Raw genomic sequence first — 16,286 nt, forward strand, 5'->3', positions numbered from 1 at the left:
CCTCGGTGTCTCAGGCGGCCGGGCTCGGTTCGGGTCCGTCCTGGTAGGGGTTTGCGGTTGGCGGCAGTGGGCGCCGCAGATGAAAATCCGGGTTGGTGCGCTGGCGCCAAAGCACCGGCAACATCTCGGCGAGTGCCTCGCCCATCGACCCGCTGGGAGCCGGGAAGTCGGCCCTGCAGAGCTCGTGAAGGGCGGGCAAGCGGTAGTAGGGGACCAGCGGGAACATGTGATGCTCGACGTGGTAGTTCATGTTCCAGTAGATGAACCTGCTGACAGGGTTCATGTAGACGGTTCGGCTGTTCAGCCGATGATCCAGAACGTTGTCGGCAAGGCCGCCGTGCTGGAGCCAACCACAGATCACCATGTGCCAGCAGCCATAGAGCCGCGGCAGGCCTATCAGCAGGACCGGTATCCAGGACCTGGTCGCCACCGCGAGGGCGATCGCTGCAACGTAGACGGCAAGCCAGACGCGCGCCGTGCGGATGACGGTGGCATGGAAGACCGGCTCCACATAGGTGGCCTCGTCGGGCAGGATGCGCCCCGAGGCATGGGCAACGAGCCGCCTCAGCCCGTCGACCACATCCGGCACCCCCACCAGGTTCGATGCCACTTTCAGTGCCACCACCGGCCGCATGATCGCCACCTCCGGATCGCGGCCGACAATGACCGTGTCGGAATGATGCCGGGCATGGCTGAACTTCCAGCAGGAGGGGTCGCGCAACATGCAGAAGCAGGCAATCTGGTAGACGAACTTGTTCATCCACCGTGTCTTGAAGGCCGTCCCGTGGCCACACTCGTGCCAGCGCGAATCCATGGCCGAGCCGTAGAGGACCCCGTAGGCGAGCCAGAACGGCGCCGACCACCAGCTGGGCATGAGGGCGACGGCCGCGGCCGCGAAGGCGATCATCAGCCCGAACAGCAAGAGCGTATCGCGGATCGCGGGCTGGTCCGCCCGCTGCATCAACGCCTTCATCTGCGCCCGTGGGATCGGCGTGCGGTACCAGCCCTCGGTGACGAGGCCGTGCGCGATCGCGCGTGGGCCATCCCCTTCCAGCAGATCATAGTCCCGCATATGCATCTTTCAGATATCCTGTGGTTTGAAGTCTGCGGGCGCGGCGGGCATGACGCCTTTGAGCAGGGCCACAGATTTCTCCAGCCCTTCGAGGGAATTCAGGAGCACGTCTTCATGCTCGATCGAGAGCCAGCCATCGTAGCCTGCCATCTTCAGCCGGTAACAGAACTGTCGCCACCATTCCTCGCCATGGCCGAAGCCGAGGGTGATGTAGGACCAGCTCCGCGCCGGGATATCCATCAGCGTGCCATTCTCCAAAAGGCTCGTGGTGGCCTGCAATGGGGCGTTGAGGAAAGTGTCCTTGGCATGGACGTGGTAGACCGCCTCACCCAGCACCTCGGCCGCGATAAGGGGATCGGCGCCCATCCAGAACAGGTGGCTCGGGTCGAGGTTGGCGCCGATGACGGGGCCGATCGCCGCGCGCAGCTTCAGAAGGGACGGGACGTTGTAGACGCATTGGTTGCCGTGCAGCTCCAGCGCGATCCGCTCGACGCCATTCTCCTTTGCGAGCGCGGCGATCTCGGTCCAGAACGGGACCAGCTTCTCCTCCCACTGGTAGCGAAGGATCGCCTGGGTCTCCGGCGGCCAGGAGGAGACCACCCAGTTCGGCATGGTGTCGGTGGGGCTGCCCGCGGGCAGGCCGGACATGGTGCAGACGGTCCGGATCCCCATCTCGCCGGCAATGCGGATCGTGTCCCTGAGGCCCGCGCCCTGCGCCGGGTCCGTCGGGTGCAGCGGATTGCCGTTGGCGTTGAGGCTGATGATCTCCAGCCCGCGGTCGGCGAAGGCCTTCAGGAACGCCTTCTGCTTCGCCGCATTGCCAAGCATCCCCTTCAGGTCGAAATGCGGCGCGGTGGACCAGCCGCAGGTGTTCACCTCGACCCCGGAGACGCCGAGGCGGGCGGCGTGGTCGAGCATCGCCTCGAAGGAAAGTCCCCCGAGGCTGTCGGATACGAATCCCAGTTTCATGCGTAAAGCTCCGGTCTGGCGATCATTTCGACGGGGACCCTGCGGCCCTCGTTCAGCGCGCGGACGCCTGCCTCGGCGACGACAGCGGCGCAGTAGCCGTCCCAGCTCGACGCGGCGAGCGCGGGATAGGCGCCGGTCTCAATGAAATGCAGGAAGGCGCGGTTCTGGCGGCGGTAGGCCTCGGCGTAGCGGCTGCGCCAGTCGGCGTCATAGCCGGTCGCCTGCCGCAGGTCGCGGTCAATCCGAGTGTAGGCGACCTGGTTCATCGCGATGCTGGCCTGCTCGCCGACAAGCTCGGCCCGCACGTCGTAGCCATAGGCGGCGTTGTTGTTGATCTCGACCGTGACGACCTGGCCGGCGACGGTCTCCAGCACCATCACCACCGGGGCGACGACCGCGTCCGACCGCTTCGGCTGCCAGGCGGAGATCGTGGCGTATTCGGTGCCGAGCACGTGGCGGACGACGTCGAACTCGTGCGGGGCGGAGTTGGTGATCGCCATCGCGCCGGTAAAGTCGGCGGCGGGCGTCGCCACATTGCGGTGGAAATTGTGCATCATCAGCGCCCGGCCGAGCTTGCCGCCGGCCAGAGCCTCGCGCATCTCGACATAGGCCTGATCATAGCGGCGCATGAAGCCCAGTTGGACGAAGCGCGCGCCGGCGGCCTCTTCGGCCTCCATCACCTGGCGGCACTCGGCGGGCGATTGCGACAGTGGCTTCTCGCAGAGGACGCGCTTGCCGGCGCGGATGCAAGCCAGCGAAAGGGGCGCATGGGTGAAATCCGGGCTCGCGACGATCACTGCATCAACGTCGGCGCGGGCTACCACCGCTTCGGCATCGCTTGCGGCATCGGCGGCGCCATGCGTGTCGGCAACCTTTCGGGCGCGAGCGCCGTCCATGTCGCAGACCACCTGGAGCGCGGCGCCCGGCAGATCTTCTGCTACGATTTTCGCGTGATCGGCCCCCATGAGGCCGGCGCCGATGACCGCAATGCGAACTGTCATTCTGATCCTTCAATGTTTGTCGGGTTGAGATGGCCGCGCTTCTGCGGGTATCGGCGAGGTTCCACCTTCAGGCACCTTGGGCCTGTCGGCAGGGTTGAGTCTGCTTGGGTTATGCGGCCGGAGTGACGGGCGCCTTCTTGCGGCCCATGCGCTCCTTCTTGCGGCGGAACCGTTCCTTCATGCGCTCGTCGGCTTCCTTGGTGCCGTCGTGCCAGGTGCCGAACCACTTATCGAGCGGCACGAGGCCGTCGCCGCCGTAGTTCACCTCGAAGTACTTGTGGTGCAGGTAGTGGGTGTAGGCGTGGCTATCCATCGCCCGCTCGTCCGTCAGTTCCAGCTTGTCGAAGCCGATGTGGCCGACGATGGCGCCGTAGGCGGTGCTGGTCAGCTGGAACAGCGCGACGAAGGGGGTCGAGGGCAAGAGCAGGTGCCACATCATCTCCGAAAAGAAGAAGGTGGACTCCACCGGATGCATCGACATCGACGACCACGGGCTCGGGTTGATCGAGTTGTGGTGGACGGAGTGGATCCAGCGGTAGAGCGGGCCCTGGTGGATCAGCCAGTGGCCACAGAAGAAATGCACCTCGTGAATGGCGGGGACAAGCAGGATGAGGATGGCAATCCAGACAGGGTGCGCTGCCGGGTCGATCCGGTTCGAAAAGCCGTTGGCAAAGCACCAGAGCGTGACCACCTCGATCATGGTCCAGATCGGGATCGACACGAAGAAGCTCCGCAGGAAATTGTCGATATTCTGGCTCTTGAACCAGAACACGTCCGAAGGATTCTCCGAGGGGAACTTGTGGTTGTACTTGAACCGTGTGCCCTGGATGCGCCGGACGTAGTAGAAGAACTCGATCGAGCCGTACATCACGAAGATGCCCGCAGCGTTGACCGCATAGAGCCGGAGCGCCCAACCCCAGGCAAAGGATTTCATCACCGCCCAGTCCGGCAGCACGAGGTACCAGTAGGCCATCGTCACGGCCATGAAGATCGTGTTGTGCGGCCAGAGATAGGCGATCAGCCACTTGCCGAGCTGGCCGAACTTGCCTGTCCAGAACGGCGCGATCTTCAGCGGCATGCTAGGTGCCCAGTTGCCGCGCTTGTCGCGCGTACCGTACTTGAGATCATCCATCGTCTCCCCCCGCGTCGGACCGACTCGATCTGTTGTGTGGAATTTTTATACCATCTACGTGGAAATATGGCATATTCATTTTTCAGATGAAGCCAGGGTGGGTCAGCAAGGCACACTCACCCGGACTTGGGCCGAGCGCGGAACCCGCCCCCGGGCACCCCGGGACATCCGTTTCAAATGGGCCTATATCTTCGGGGCCGTCTGTCCAGGACGTGGGGCAACCGCCGCGCTGGTCATGCCCTTTGCCAATACCGAGGCGATGAACGCCCATCTGATCGAGATCTCGAAGGCCGTCGCAGCCGGTGCCCACGTCATTCTGGTCATGGTTGGTGCCGGCTGGCATGGATCACAGGCGCTCTGCGTCCCCAAAAACCTCACCATCGTGACGCTGCCACCCTACGCCCCCGAACTGAACCCGGTCGAGAACATCTGGGCCTATCTTCGCGCGAACTGCCTCGCCATTTCCGTCTTCGATACCTACGACGATATCGTCGCACGATGCTGCAACGCATGGAACTTCTTCGCAAACGACCCGGAACGCGTCCGTTCAATCAGTGACCGAGAATACGCTAGAGAGGTCAATCAATAGGGCCGTTGGTATGACGCGAACCACGTTAGCGTTTTGGTTTACCGAAAACTCCCGTCCCTTCGCCCTAATGCTGCGCTTCTCGACGAGCTCAGCCCTTCTGGTCGTAATGGGCATGAGGATTATGCTTGCGCCGGAGGTATTTGTTGAGCAGGAGGATCAGGTCATGGCACAGAGATAGCCTTGGATGGTACACTTTCTATGTGCGCTGGTGGGCGCCCAGGCCGAGATCTAGTGTGCCAGCAGCGTAAGATATTCGCGTCGGCATTGAATGGATCAGCGGATTTGGCGGCGGCAAGGCGCTGTGCCTGATCGCGACCACCTATTTTTGAGCCGGTCTACGCGGCGGGCAAGGAATTGCAGCAGACGGTGACGACCTCGGCCACCGACGCCATGTCGACCTTCTGGCTGAAGCCTCTGATCGACCCGTTAATGGCCGAGCTCCAGGAGCAGGTCGGTGATGCCGCCAATGGCAGACACAAGGAAGATTCGATCGTATAGCGCGTCGAGCGTGCGGTCCCCGAAGATCAGCGTATCGCGCAGCACATCGATGCCGGACATCGATTTCCCGCCGATCTCTTCGACGGTGTGGGGCATAGCGTTAAAGTAGTTTGTGGAGCTTGCCGTGATTCTCTGCCTCAGGAGGCAGGATCATGGGCAAGCCCTATTCTTTGGATCTTCGGTCTCTGACCTGCTCACTGTCGTCCAGTCAGTCTTTGCAACCGAACCCCGCCAGACCCTCCGGGATCAGAACCCGTAAAGCTCCGCGGGATTGTCGACGAGGATCCTGCGCTGCTCAGCCTCGCTGGCCCAGTCGGCGAGCGTGTCGAGGAGTGTCGCGTCGTCCGGATAGGCGGTGCGGGGCGTGCCGACATGCGGCCAGTTCGAGCCCCAGAGGATGCGTTCGGGCGCGTGGTCGATCACCCGGCGGGCGAGGGGGGCGACATCGGCGAAATCGGGCGCGCCGGTCCGGCTCACCTCGTTGGCGCCGGCGAGCTTGAACCAGGCATTGCCGCGGTCCATCAGGCGCAGGATCTCGTCCACCCTGGGGTCGTCGTCGGGGACGGGCGGAAGAAACTTGCCGAAATGGTCGATGACGTAATTCGTCCCGATGGCGCGGAGCGCGTCGAGGTGCTCGGAGATCCCGCGGGCGTTGAACTGGACGATGAGGCTCCAGCCCATTGCGCGGCAGATCTCCTCCACCGGCTTCATCGCGGCGATGGGGGTAGCACCCTGAGGCAGGTTCATCACGCGCCCGCCGCGCACGCCGCGGGCATGGAGCGCGGCGAGCTGTGCTTCCGCCATGCCGGGCTTCAGCGCGATAATGGCGCGGGCCTTTTCCGGGCCGAGGATGTCGAGGGCGGCCAGCGTCGAGCCGTTGTCGAACTGGTAGGCGTTCGACTGGGTGATCACCACCCGCTCCAGCCCGAGGCGCCGCTGGACGCGGGCGTAATCTTGAGGCGTCGCAAGCTCGGCGATGGGCGGGCCGCCGGGCTGGGCTTCGAAGCCCTCCATGTAGAAGTGCATGTGGCAGTCGGTGCTGCCGGCGGGGGCCTTCAGCCGCGGGGCCGGACCGTCGAGCGGGCGGGTGTTGGCCGGGATCATGCGGTTCAGCCCCTGAGGGCGAATTCGGCCAGCGCTGCGCGGTCGATCTCGATCCCGAGGCCGGGAGCGTTCGGCACGGCGACCTTGCCAGCGACATGGTCGAGCGGCTGCGTGAGGATAGCCTGTCGGAACGGGTTCCGGGTGCGGTCGAATTCAAGGATCGGGTCAAGCGCAGCGGGACGGGGCGGATCGGGCGGGAGGGCCGCGAGGAATTGCAGGCTCGCGGCCAGCGCCACGCCGGTGCCCCAGACATGCGGCACCAGTCGCGTGCCGGCGAGCGCGGCCATATCGGCGATGCGGCGCATCTCGCTGAAGCCGCCGGTGCCGCAGATGTCGGGCTGCAGGATGTCGACGGCCTGCCGGGCGAGCGGTTCCCGCATGCCGTAGCGGCCGTGCCAGGTCTCGCCGCCGGCGACAGGTATCGGCTGGCCCGCGCGAACGGCAAGGTAGGGTTCGAGCCGCTCGGGCAGCACCGGCTCCTCGAACCAGTCGATCTCGTAGCGCTCTGCCTTGCGGCCGAGCTGGATCGCCTCCAGCGCGTCATAGCCGTGGTTGGCGTCGATCATCAGCCGGGTCTCTGGCCCGATCGCTTCGCGCACGGCGGCGATGGCGGTGAGGTCCTCGGCCAGATCGAAGCCGATCTTGATCTTCACCGCGTGGAAGCCCTCGGCGACATAGCCCGAGGTCTCCGCCGCGAGGTCGGCGATGCGGTCGCCGCCGACACAGCGGAAGCCGCCGGTGGCATAGGCCGCAATCTCCTCGCGGAAGCGGCCGCCGAGCAAGGTGGAGACAGGCACTCCGAAATGCTTGCCCTTGATGTCCCAGAGCGCGATGTCGATGCCCGAGAGCGCCGTGACGGTCAGCCCGCGCTGTCCCTGGTCGCGCAGCAGGTGGTAGAGATCGAGCCAGAGGCGTTCCGTCTCCAGCGGATCCCGGCCGACCAACGCGGGCGCGTAGGCCGCGACCACGGCCGCGTTCGGGCCCGCTGGGCCGAGGCATTCGCCCCAGCCGGTGGTGCCGTCGTCGCAGGTGATCTCCACCAGGCAATGCTGGCGGCGGTCGAAGCGCATGGAGGCGCTTTCAAAGGCGGCCTCCAGCTTGTGGTCGAGCAGGTGGGTGCGGACGCTCTCGATCTTCATCAGCGGTGCGGCTCGATCAGGTTGGCGAGCATCTCCATCTCCTCCTTGGTCAGGTCGGTCAGCGGCGCGCGCACCGGGCCCGCGTCGAAGCCCATGAGCCGGACACCGGCCTTGATGGCCGAGACGGCATAGCCCACCTGGCGGTCGCGGATCTCGATGAAGGGGTAGAAGAAGTCCTTCAGGATCGCGTTGGTCGTCGCGTGATCGCCGGCGCGCAGGGCATCATAGAAGCTGACGGCGAGCTTTGGGACGAAATTGAACACGGCGGAGGAATAGGTCGTCACCCCGGCACCGAGATAGGCATCGGCGAAAAGCTCGGCCGTGGGCATTCCGCCGAGATAGGTCAACCGCTCGCCCAGCTTCACGGTGATCTCGCGCACCAGGCCGATCTGACCGGAGCCGTCCTTGAAGCCGATCAGGTTGGGGCAGGCGTCGCAGAGCCGTGCGAGTGTGGCGGCGGTGAGGATGGCGTTGTCGCGGTTGTAGACCACCACGCCGATGCGGACCGCATCGCAGACGGCCTTCACATGGGCGAAGAGCCCCTCCTGCGAGGCGCCGATGAGGTAATGCGGCAGCAGCAGCAGCCCGTCGGCCCCGGCCGCTTCGGCGGCCTTCGCTATGTCCACCGCCATGCGGGTGCCGTAGCCACAGCCGGAGATGATCGGCGTGTCGCCGGCCGCGGCCTTGGCGGCGCGCACCACGGCCGGGATCTCTTCCGGCGCCAGCGAGAAGAACTCGCCCGTGCCGCCCGCGGCGAAGAGTGCGCTCGCCGCAAAGCCGGAGAGCCAGCCCACGTGAGCAGTATAGGGTCGGGCGTTGAACGCGCCCTCGGCGTCGAACGGCGTGACGGGGAAAGAAAGCAGGCCCGCGCCAAGCGCGGCTTTCAAGGCGATGGGTTCCATGGCGGTCACTAAGATCCTTCGTCGGTTTCGAGAGATCATATGACCTGTCAGATCACTGTCAACTTGTTATATGATGTCTATGGCGATCAGCTGCGCCGGATCATCCGCCGGTAGCGCTCCAGGCTGCCTTTCAGGTGCAGCCGCACGGCGTCGCGGGCGGCCTCCTCGTCGCGGGCGGAGATCGCGTCGGCAATGCGTTTGTGCTCGGCCTGGATCTGCTCGAGATAGCCGGCCTCGGCGCGTTCGGCGAGACCCTCCTGCAGCGAGGCGCGCGGGATCACGTTGCGGCCCATGATCTCCAGGAACTCGCGGAAGCGCGGGTTGTTCGTCGCATCGGCGACGGCCAAGTGGAATGCGAAGTCGGCCGCCGTGGTGGGCTTGCCTTCGGCGATCAGGATGGCGAGGTCGTCGTAGCGCTCGAGGATGGTTTGTTCCTGTGCCGGGGAGCGGCGGGTGGCGGCGAGGCCGGCGGCCTCGATCTCTACCGCGGCGCGAAGTTCCAGGGCCTCAATGACCGAAGAAATTCTAGCTGTTTCAATGGATTGGAATGGAATTGACGGCTCTGCCTCGCGCTTGAGGATGAAGACGCCGACGCCGTGGCGCGGCTCCACCAGCCCATCGGCCCGCAGCGAGGCGATGGCCTCGCGGATCACGGTGCGGCTGACGCCGAAGCGCTGTGTGAGGCCGGCCTCGCTGGGCAGCTTGTCGCCGGGGGCAAGCGCGCCGCCGAGGATTTCCGCCTGCAGCTGCTCGACCACCATGCCGACGAGGTTCCGCCGGCCCGAGGGGCGGGCCGGCGGAAGCTCTGCCGTGGAGTCTTGGATGCGTGAGCGGGCCAATCTTCTTGCCTCCAGCCTTGGATTGCCGCGGGTACCGGCCTGCGTAACCCCCTGCCTAGCGTGCCGCGGGCGGCGAGTCGAGAAATGAGTTGACGACTCATCGAATGGTTATAGGATGACACTCGCTTAGACATATGACAAGTTGGCCGTGCATCAGGCCAGGGAGGAGAAGAAATGAAACTGGGACATGTCCTTCGCTCGACGCTCTTCGTCGGCGCCGTCGCGGGGATCGCGATGGCCACTCAAGCATCCGCGGTGACCTGGCGCGGCTGGAACATTCATGGGCCGGGCTATCCGAACACGGTCGCCATGCACGATTTCGCCAAGGCGGTGACCGCCAAGACCGACGGTCGCATCAAGGCGACGGTCTATGACAACGGCGTTCTCGGCGACCAGCCCGACGCGATCGAGCAGACCCGCAGCGGCGCCCTCAATTTCGCCAACTTCAACATGGGGCCGATGGGGCCGATCGTTCCCATGACCAACGTGCTGTCGCTGCCGTTCCTGTTCAACGGCGTGGAGCAGATGCACCATGTGATGGACGGCAAGATCGGGCAGGAATTCAGCGACGCGCTGGCCAAGAAGGGTCTCGTCGCGCTGTCCTGGTTCGATTCCGGCGCGCGCAGTATGTACAACACCAAGCACCCGATCACGAAGCCCTCCGACGTGAAGGGCCTAAAGATCCGGGTGATGAACAACGATCTTTACGTGCAGATGATCGACGCCATGGGCGGCAACGCCACCCCGATGGCCTTCGGCGAGGTCTACCAGGCGCTCAAGACGGGCGTCATCGACGGGGCGGAAAACAACTACCCCTCCTATGACGAGACCAACCACTTTGAGGTGGCCAAGTACTACTCGACCACCGATCACCTGATCATTCCGGAATGCCTCTGCATCGCCAAGGCGAGCTGGGATGCGCTGTCGAACGGAGATCAGAAGATTGTCCGCCAGGCGGCGATCGATGCGGCGATCGAGCAGCGCAAGCTCTGGGCGCAGGACTCCACGAAGGCCAAGAAGGCGGTGGAAGCCGGCGGGGCGAAGATCAACGTGATCAAGAACCTCAAGCCGTTCCAGGACGCGATGAAGCCGATCTACACGAAGTTCTTTGAGAAGAACCCGAGCCTCAAGCCGCTCGTGGAACAGATCCGGGCCACGAAATAAGCCCGGAGACAAGAACGAAGGCCCCGGGTGCCACGGCGCCCGGGGCCGTCTTGCGGGGAGGGGAATTTGGCAAACGTTCATGACGACACGGGAGAGCTGGCGCCGCCCGCCCCCGTTCACCGCTCCAACGCCGTAGAGCGGGCGCTGGATTTAATCGCCTGGCTCTGCATGCTTGTCGCGGGCATAGCGCTGGTGGTCATCATCGTCACCTTCGGCTGGCTGGTCTACGGCCGCTACATCCTCGATGACACGCCGACCTGGGTGGAGCAGCTCTCGCTTCTCCTCGTCTCCTACATCACCTTCCTCGGCGCGGCCGTGGGGGTGCGGCGCAATACGCACCTGAGCATCGATTTCATCCGCGAGGGCCTACCGATGCTGCCGCGCGAGGTGATGCGCTATCTGTCCGATCTCTTCGTGCTGGTCTTTGGCAGCTTTATGGCCTGGGAGGGCTGGGTGCTGGTCATGTTCAACACCGACCGGCCGATCCCGATGCTGGATATCGCCGAAAGCTGGCGGGCGCTGCCGGTCTGCATCTGCGGCGTCCTGATGGTTGCCTTCGCCGCGTCCAATATCATCAATCGCGCTTTCGCGCGCCTGGTCGGTGGGGAGTGACGCGACATGGGTCTGACCATTCTTTTCGGTCTCTTCTTCCTCGGCCTGATCGTGGGGGCGCCGGTGGCCTTCGCGCTTGGCATCGCGGCGGTGGGCGGCTTCATCTACGAGGGGCTGCCGCTTTTCGTGGCCTTCCAGCGGATCCTTTCGGGCGTCTCGGTCTATTCGCTGCTGGCGATCCCATTCTTCATCTTCGCGGGCGAGCTGATGCTGCATGGCGGGATCGCCGCCCGGCTGGTGCGGCTGGCGGCCGCTGCCGTCGGTTCCATGCGCGGCGGGCTGGGGATGGTGAACGTCGCCTCCTCCATGCTGTTCGGGGGCATCTCGGGGTCGGCCGTGGCCGACACCTCGGCACTGGGGTCGATCCTGATGCCGGTGATGAAGGAGAAGGGATATGACGCCGACTACGCGGTGAACGTGACCGTCACCTCCTCCATCGCCGGGGTGGTGATCCCGCCGAGCCATAACATGATCCTCTATGCCGTGGCGGCGGGCGGGAGCATCTCTGTCGGCAAGCTCTTCATCGCGGGTATTGCGCCGGGCATCCTGATGTGCGCCTGCTTGGCGGTGGCGGCCTATATCGTCGCCGTGCGGCGCGGTTACGGCTCGGAGCCGTTCCCGGGGTTCATGGCGTTGCTGATCAGTTTCATCGTGTCGCTGCCGGGTCTGCTGACCGCCGTGATCATCGTGGGCGGCGTCCTCTCCGGCGTGCTGACGGTGACAGAATCGGGTGCCTTCGGCGCGATCTACGCAATCGTGGTCACCGGCCTCGTCTATCGTGAGCTGACCTGGACCGCCTTCAGGAACGCCGTCGCCAACGCGGTGCGGACCACGGCGCTGGTGATGATCCTTGTCGGCTGCGCCTCGGCCTTCGCCTATCTGCTGGCGCTCTACCGGGTGCCGGAGCAGCTTTCGACCGTGCTGCTAGACATCTCGCACGATCCGCGGGTGATCCTGCTTATGCTGAACCTGATGCTGCTGGGTCTCGGCATGATCATGGACATGGCGGCGCTGATCCTGATCTGCACGCCGATCTTCCTGCCCGTGGTCGTCAACCTCGGGATGGACCCGGTGCAGTTCGGGATCATCTTGATGATGAACCTCGGCCTCGGGCTCTGCACGCCGCCGGTGGGGGCCTGCCTTTTCGTCGGTTGCGTCATCGGCGACATCAAGATCGAGCAGGCAGTGAAGACGATCTGGCCGTTCTACCTTGCCATCTTCGTGGCCCTGATGCTGGTGACCTATATTCCGGCGGTCTCGATGACCTTGCCGCATCTGTTGAAGTGAAGGACCTGCAATGCTGAAGAAACTCCTGATGACCGGGGCCGCCGGCGGCGTCGGAAGAGCGCTCCGGCCCTATCTCTCGCGGATGGCGGAGCGGGTGGTTCTTTCGGACATAGTGGAGGTGGGCGAGCTTGCGCCGCATGAGAGCTTCCAGGCCTGCGAGCTATCCGACCGCGCGGGGGTGGAGGCGCTGGCGGAGGGCGTCGACGGCATCATCCACCTTGGCGGCATCTCGCTGGAGCGGCCGTGGAAGCAGATCCTGGGCGCCAATATCGAGGGGGCCTACAACCTCTTCGACGCCGCGCGGCTCTCCGGAAAGCCGCGGATCGTCTTCGCGTCCTCGAACCATGTGACCGGCTACTATGGCCGGGAGATGCGGATCGGCCCGCAGATGCCGGTGCGTCCGGATTCGCTCTACGGCGTCTCGAAGGCTTTCGGCGAGGCGCTGGCGAGCCTCTATTTCGACAAGTTCGAGCTGGAATGCCTGACGGTGCGGATCGGCTGGTGCTTCCCCAAGCCGAAGGACATGCGAACCCAGGCAATCTACCTTGCGGTCGAGGATCTGGCCGACCTGTGCGAACGGGCGTTCACCGCGCCGCGGCTGGGCCACACGATCGTCTACGGCGTGTCGAACAACGACGAATGCTGGTGGGACAATTCGAGCGCGGCCTTTCTCGGCTGGAAACCGAAGCACAGCTCCGCCCTCTGGCGGGAGGAAATGCTCGCGGCGGAGCCGGACTGGAACCCGGCCGACCCGCTGGTGCGTTTCCAGGGCGGCGGCTTCGCAGGAAGTGGGCATCCGGACGATCCCAAGGGCTGAGCCGTCCCGATCCCGACACGCGAATAGGGGGCGAATGCCGAAGGGGGCCGTTAAGGAGGTCCTGTCGCAGAGTTTTCAGGGCCGGGGAAAACATTCCTTCGTTGTGTCCCAGTGCCGCCGAGCACCGAGGTCGATTGCTGCCATGAGGGGGGCAGATCATCGGGTTTTGAGCGTGTTTGACCTCGGCTTCGAAATAGTACGATGAGGCTCGGCATAGGAACTATTGGCTTCCCCCGGAGCACCGCGCCGGTCAGTTTGGGACCAGATCAGCTGTCCGACGAGATCGGCCTGCCGAGGCTGACAAGTGGGATCTCGAACAGGTCGTGATCTCGATCCGTGGCTGGAAGCACTGACTCCGGCGCGTGGTCGACACCAGAGGCGATTTGCTTGAGATCCTTGTGTAACGCCGTCGGGTGGCCAAAGCCGCCACGCGGTTTCTGCCCAAGCTGATGCGCCGTTGGAGATCGCTGGTCACCGACAGCTAGGGCGTAGCCCAACGCGCCTGTTACAGGGCTCTTCCTCTTTGACCTCACAGAGGAAGACCCTTGCGATGGGTTGTCGATCTCCATGACCTTGGGGCAATGCGGACCATCTCGCGTCTCGATGAGCCGCGGCCGGCATTAGTCCACCTAATGCCTCGCCGCAGATCATTCTCCTTTGCGCGGAAATAGGCACGAGAATAGGCGTACTCCCAGCCCCCGCGAGGTGCGCGGGCGAGCTGGGGAGGCGTTTTCATGGCTGAGCGGTTCAAGCTGGAAGGCATCTATACACCGATCATCACGCCATTCGACGCGGACGGCGAGATCGAATTCGATGCGCTCGGCGAGCTGGTCGAACGTCTGGTCGCCGCAGGAGTGCATGGGCTGATCTCGGGAGGGTCGACCGGCGAGAACTATGCCGAGACGGTCGATGAGCGCCTGCAGATCGCGCGCTTCGTGGTCGACCGTGTGAAGGGCAGGCTGCCGGTCTTCGTCGGCACCGGGGCGATGCGCACGCCGGATTCCATTGCATTGGCCCAGGGCGCACGCGAGATGGGCGCGACCGGAATCCTCCTCGGCACGCCACCCTACTCGGTGCCGACCGAGCGGGAAAACGCCCTGAATGCACTGGCCATCGACCGCGCTGCCAATCTCCCGGTCATCCTCTACAACTACCCCGGCCGGATGGGCGTCGAGATGGGGCGCGACTTCCTCGATCGCGTTGGTCGGTCGAAGAACGTGATCGGCATCAAGGAAAGCTCCGGCGACATCAACCGAGTCCACCTTCTGGCCCGCGACTATCCGCATATCCAGATGTCCTGCGGCATGGATGACCAGGCGCTGGAGTTCTTCGCCTGGGGCGCACGGAGCTGGATTTGCGCCGGTTCGAACTTCCTGCCCGAGGAGCATATCGCGCTCTACCAAGCCTGCGCGGTTCAAGGCGACTTCACGAAGGGCCGCCGCATCATGACGGCGATGCTGCCGTTGATGCGCGTTCTGGAGCAGGGCGGCAAGTTCATCCAGTGCGTGAAGCACGGGGTCGAGACGACCGGCCTGACGGCGGGGCCGATGCGCCCGCCGCTCAAGGGCCTCAACAAGGACGAGAAGCGCGAACTTGAGCAGGTGATCCGCACGCTCAAGGCCACCGTCAAGGCGATCTGCGAAGGAAACTGAGCTATGAGCGATCTTCTGACCCACGAGGAATACAAGGCAATCGCCGCAGGTCTGGACCTGCCGCAGAACGCCTGGATCGACGGTGGCTACCGTCCGGCAATTTCCGGCAAGACCTTCGAAACGGTGAATCCGGCCACCGGTGCCGTGCTGGGCACCGTGGCGTCCTGCGCGTCCGACGACGTGGACCTTGCCGTCGCCAAGGCGCGCGAGGCTTTCGAGGACGGCCGCTGGTCGCGGCTGCACCCGGGGGAGCGCAAGGAGGTGCTGGTGCGCCTCGCAAAGCTGATGGAGCGCAACGCACGCGAGCTCGCCGTGATGGAGAGCCTCGACAGCGGCAAGACGATCTACGACTGCGAGACCGTCGACATTCCCGAGTCCTGTCATGTCATCCGCTGGCACGGAGAGCTGATCGACAAGATCTATGATCAGGTCTCCCCCGCCTCGGCCGACCACATCGCCATGATCCTGCGGGAGCCTGTCGGCGTCGTCGGGCTTGTGCTGCCATGGAACTTCCCGCTGCTGATGCTGGCCTGGAAGATCGGCCCGGCGCTGGCCGCCGGCTGTTCTGTCGTGGTGAAGCCGGCGGCCGAGACCAGCCTGACGGCGCTGCGGCTGGCCGAGCTGGCTACCGAGGCCGGGCTGCCGCGCGGTGTTCTGAACGTCGTCACCGGCAGCGGGGCGGAGGCGGGCGAGCCGCTGGGCCGCCACCCGGATGTGGACATGGTCTCCTTCACCGGCTCCACCGCGACCGGCCGGCGGTTCCTGCACTATTCGGCCGACACGAACCTGAAGGAAGTTGTGCTGGAGATGGGTGGCAAGAACCCCTGTATCGTCCTCGACGATGCAGAGGATCTGGACGCAGTCGCCGCCCATGTGGTGAACGGCGCCTTCTGGAACATGGGAGAGAACTGTTCGGCCGCCTCGCGGCTGATCGTGCAGAAGGGCGTCAAGGACCGGCTGATCGAGAAGGTCCGTGCCCATGCCCGGGAGTGGATCGTGGGCGAGCCGCTGAACCCCGAGGTTCGGGTCGGCGCGCTTGTCTCCAAGGCACATTTCGCGAAGGTTTCGCGCTATCTCGCCGCCGCCGGGAAGAAGACCGTCCTGATGGGCGGCACCTCGCCGGCCGAGGGCTACATCGAGCCGACCATCGTCGAGGCCGACCGTAGCTCCCCCCTCGCCTGCGAAGAAATCTTCGGACCGATCCTGACGGTGATCCCGGTCGCGAGCTTCGAGGAGGCCATCGCGGTGGCGAACGATACCGAATACGGCCTCGCCGCCTCGATCTTCACGGCGAACGGCAAGCGGGCGCTCCGCGGCGCGCGGATGCTCCGTGCGGGCACCGTCACGGTCAACAGCTTCGGCGAGGGCGACATCACCACGCCCTTCGGTGGCTACAAGCAGTCGGGCTTTGGGGGGCGGGACAATTCCATCCACGCCCATGACCAGTATACCCAGCTGAAGACGATCTGGCTGGATCTGACGGACACCTCCGACACCACCATCGACTGA

Annotated in this window: 16 protein-coding genes; 7 read left to right on the forward strand and 9 right to left on the reverse strand. The window is 64.7% G+C overall.

Annotated features, from left to right (window positions below; all coding sequences use genetic code 11):
- Positions 1 to 10: 10 nt before the first annotated feature.
- The 4 genes from EIP85_RS14790 to EIP85_RS14805 all read right to left on the reverse strand — a co-directional run bounded on the left by EIP85_RS14790 (position 11) and on the right by EIP85_RS14805 (position 4,174).
- Positions 11 to 1,078 carry a fatty acid desaturase gene (locus tag EIP85_RS14790; RefSeq protein ID WP_127902984.1) on the reverse strand — a complete coding sequence of 356 codons (1,068 nt, stop codon included), beginning with the start codon at positions 1,076 to 1,078 and terminating at the stop codon, positions 11 to 13.
- Positions 1,079 to 1,081: 3 nt separating this feature from the next.
- The gene (locus EIP85_RS14795; RefSeq protein WP_127902985.1) at positions 1,082 to 2,041 is read right to left on the reverse strand and encodes a sugar phosphate isomerase/epimerase family protein; all 960 of its coding nucleotides are present in this window, start codon (positions 2,039 to 2,041) and stop codon (positions 1,082 to 1,084) included.
- Positions 2,038 to 3,042: a Gfo/Idh/MocA family oxidoreductase gene (locus EIP85_RS14800; RefSeq protein WP_127902986.1), complete on the reverse strand. Its 1,005-nt coding sequence runs from the start codon at positions 3,040 to 3,042 to the stop codon at positions 2,038 to 2,040. Before EIP85_RS14800 ends, EIP85_RS14795 begins: the two co-directional genes overlap by 4 nt.
- Before the next feature lie 109 nt (positions 3,043 to 3,151).
- Positions 3,152 to 4,174 (reverse strand): sterol desaturase family protein, encoded by a 1,023-nt coding sequence (locus EIP85_RS14805; protein ID WP_127902987.1) that lies wholly within the window; start codon positions 4,172 to 4,174, stop codon positions 3,152 to 3,154.
- 34 nt (positions 4,175 to 4,208) lie between these two features.
- Here EIP85_RS14805 and EIP85_RS14810 point away from each other — a divergent pair, with 34 nt between their 5' ends.
- On the forward strand, positions 4,209 to 4,763 hold the full coding sequence (locus EIP85_RS14810; RefSeq protein WP_164871749.1) for an IS630 family transposase: 555 nt from the start codon (positions 4,209 to 4,211) through the stop codon (positions 4,761 to 4,763).
- Positions 4,764 to 5,189: 426 nt separating this feature from the next.
- On the opposite strand, the gene EIP85_RS23275 is transcribed toward EIP85_RS14810, so the two are convergent.
- The 5 genes from EIP85_RS23275 to EIP85_RS14830 all read right to left on the reverse strand — a co-directional run bounded on the left by EIP85_RS23275 (position 5,190) and on the right by EIP85_RS14830 (position 9,245).
- Positions 5,190 to 5,321, reverse strand: a complete 132-nt coding sequence (locus EIP85_RS23275; protein ID WP_422067218.1) for a hypothetical protein — start codon at positions 5,319 to 5,321, stop codon at positions 5,190 to 5,192.
- 186 nt (positions 5,322 to 5,507) lie between these two features.
- Entirely contained in the window at positions 5,508 to 6,365 is an 858-nt protein-coding gene (locus EIP85_RS14815; RefSeq protein ID WP_127902989.1) for an amidohydrolase family protein, read from the reverse strand.
- 5 nt (positions 6,366 to 6,370) lie between these two features.
- Positions 6,371 to 7,504: a mandelate racemase/muconate lactonizing enzyme family protein gene (locus EIP85_RS14820; RefSeq protein WP_127902990.1), complete on the reverse strand. Its 1,134-nt coding sequence runs from the start codon at positions 7,502 to 7,504 to the stop codon at positions 6,371 to 6,373.
- Positions 7,504 to 8,406 carry a 5-dehydro-4-deoxyglucarate dehydratase gene (kdgD, locus tag EIP85_RS14825; RefSeq protein ID WP_127902991.1) on the reverse strand — a complete coding sequence of 301 codons (903 nt, stop codon included), beginning with the start codon at positions 8,404 to 8,406 and terminating at the stop codon, positions 7,504 to 7,506. The genes EIP85_RS14820 and kdgD overlap by 1 nt, the downstream gene beginning before the upstream one ends.
- A gap of 86 nt (positions 8,407 to 8,492) precedes the next feature.
- On the reverse strand, positions 8,493 to 9,245 hold the full coding sequence (locus tag EIP85_RS14830; protein ID WP_241560053.1) for a FadR/GntR family transcriptional regulator: 753 nt from the start codon (positions 9,243 to 9,245) through the stop codon (positions 8,493 to 8,495).
- 174 nt (positions 9,246 to 9,419) lie between these two features.
- Between EIP85_RS14830 and EIP85_RS14835 the strand changes: the two genes are divergently transcribed.
- The 6 genes from EIP85_RS14835 to EIP85_RS14860 all read left to right on the forward strand — a co-directional run bounded on the left by EIP85_RS14835 (position 9,420) and on the right by EIP85_RS14860 (position 16,286).
- Complete coding sequence (locus EIP85_RS14835) at positions 9,420 to 10,409, forward strand: TRAP transporter substrate-binding protein (protein WP_127902992.1); 990 nt, start codon at positions 9,420 to 9,422, stop codon at positions 10,407 to 10,409.
- A gap of 66 nt (positions 10,410 to 10,475) precedes the next feature.
- The gene (locus EIP85_RS14840; protein WP_241560054.1) at positions 10,476 to 11,021 is read left to right on the forward strand and encodes a TRAP transporter small permease; all 546 of its coding nucleotides are present in this window, start codon (positions 10,476 to 10,478) and stop codon (positions 11,019 to 11,021) included.
- Positions 11,022 to 11,027: 6 nt separating this feature from the next.
- A complete protein-coding gene (locus EIP85_RS14845; protein ID WP_127902993.1) occupies positions 11,028 to 12,308 on the forward strand; it encodes a TRAP transporter large permease in 1,281 nt (426 codons plus the stop codon).
- 10 nt (positions 12,309 to 12,318) lie between these two features.
- Entirely contained in the window at positions 12,319 to 13,125 is an 807-nt protein-coding gene (locus EIP85_RS14850) for an NAD-dependent epimerase/dehydratase family protein (protein ID WP_127902994.1), read from the forward strand.
- A gap of 734 nt (positions 13,126 to 13,859) precedes the next feature.
- On the forward strand, positions 13,860 to 14,777 hold the full coding sequence (locus EIP85_RS14855) for a dihydrodipicolinate synthase family protein (RefSeq protein ID WP_127902995.1): 918 nt from the start codon (positions 13,860 to 13,862) through the stop codon (positions 14,775 to 14,777).
- Positions 14,778 to 14,780: 3 nt separating this feature from the next.
- Positions 14,781 to 16,286 carry an aldehyde dehydrogenase gene (locus EIP85_RS14860; protein ID WP_127902996.1) on the forward strand — a complete coding sequence of 502 codons (1,506 nt, stop codon included), beginning with the start codon at positions 14,781 to 14,783 and terminating at the stop codon, positions 16,284 to 16,286.

The organism is Solirhodobacter olei (assembly GCF_004010155.1).
Classification (GTDB): Bacteria; Pseudomonadota; Alphaproteobacteria; order Rhodobacterales; family Rhodobacteraceae; genus Solirhodobacter; species Solirhodobacter olei.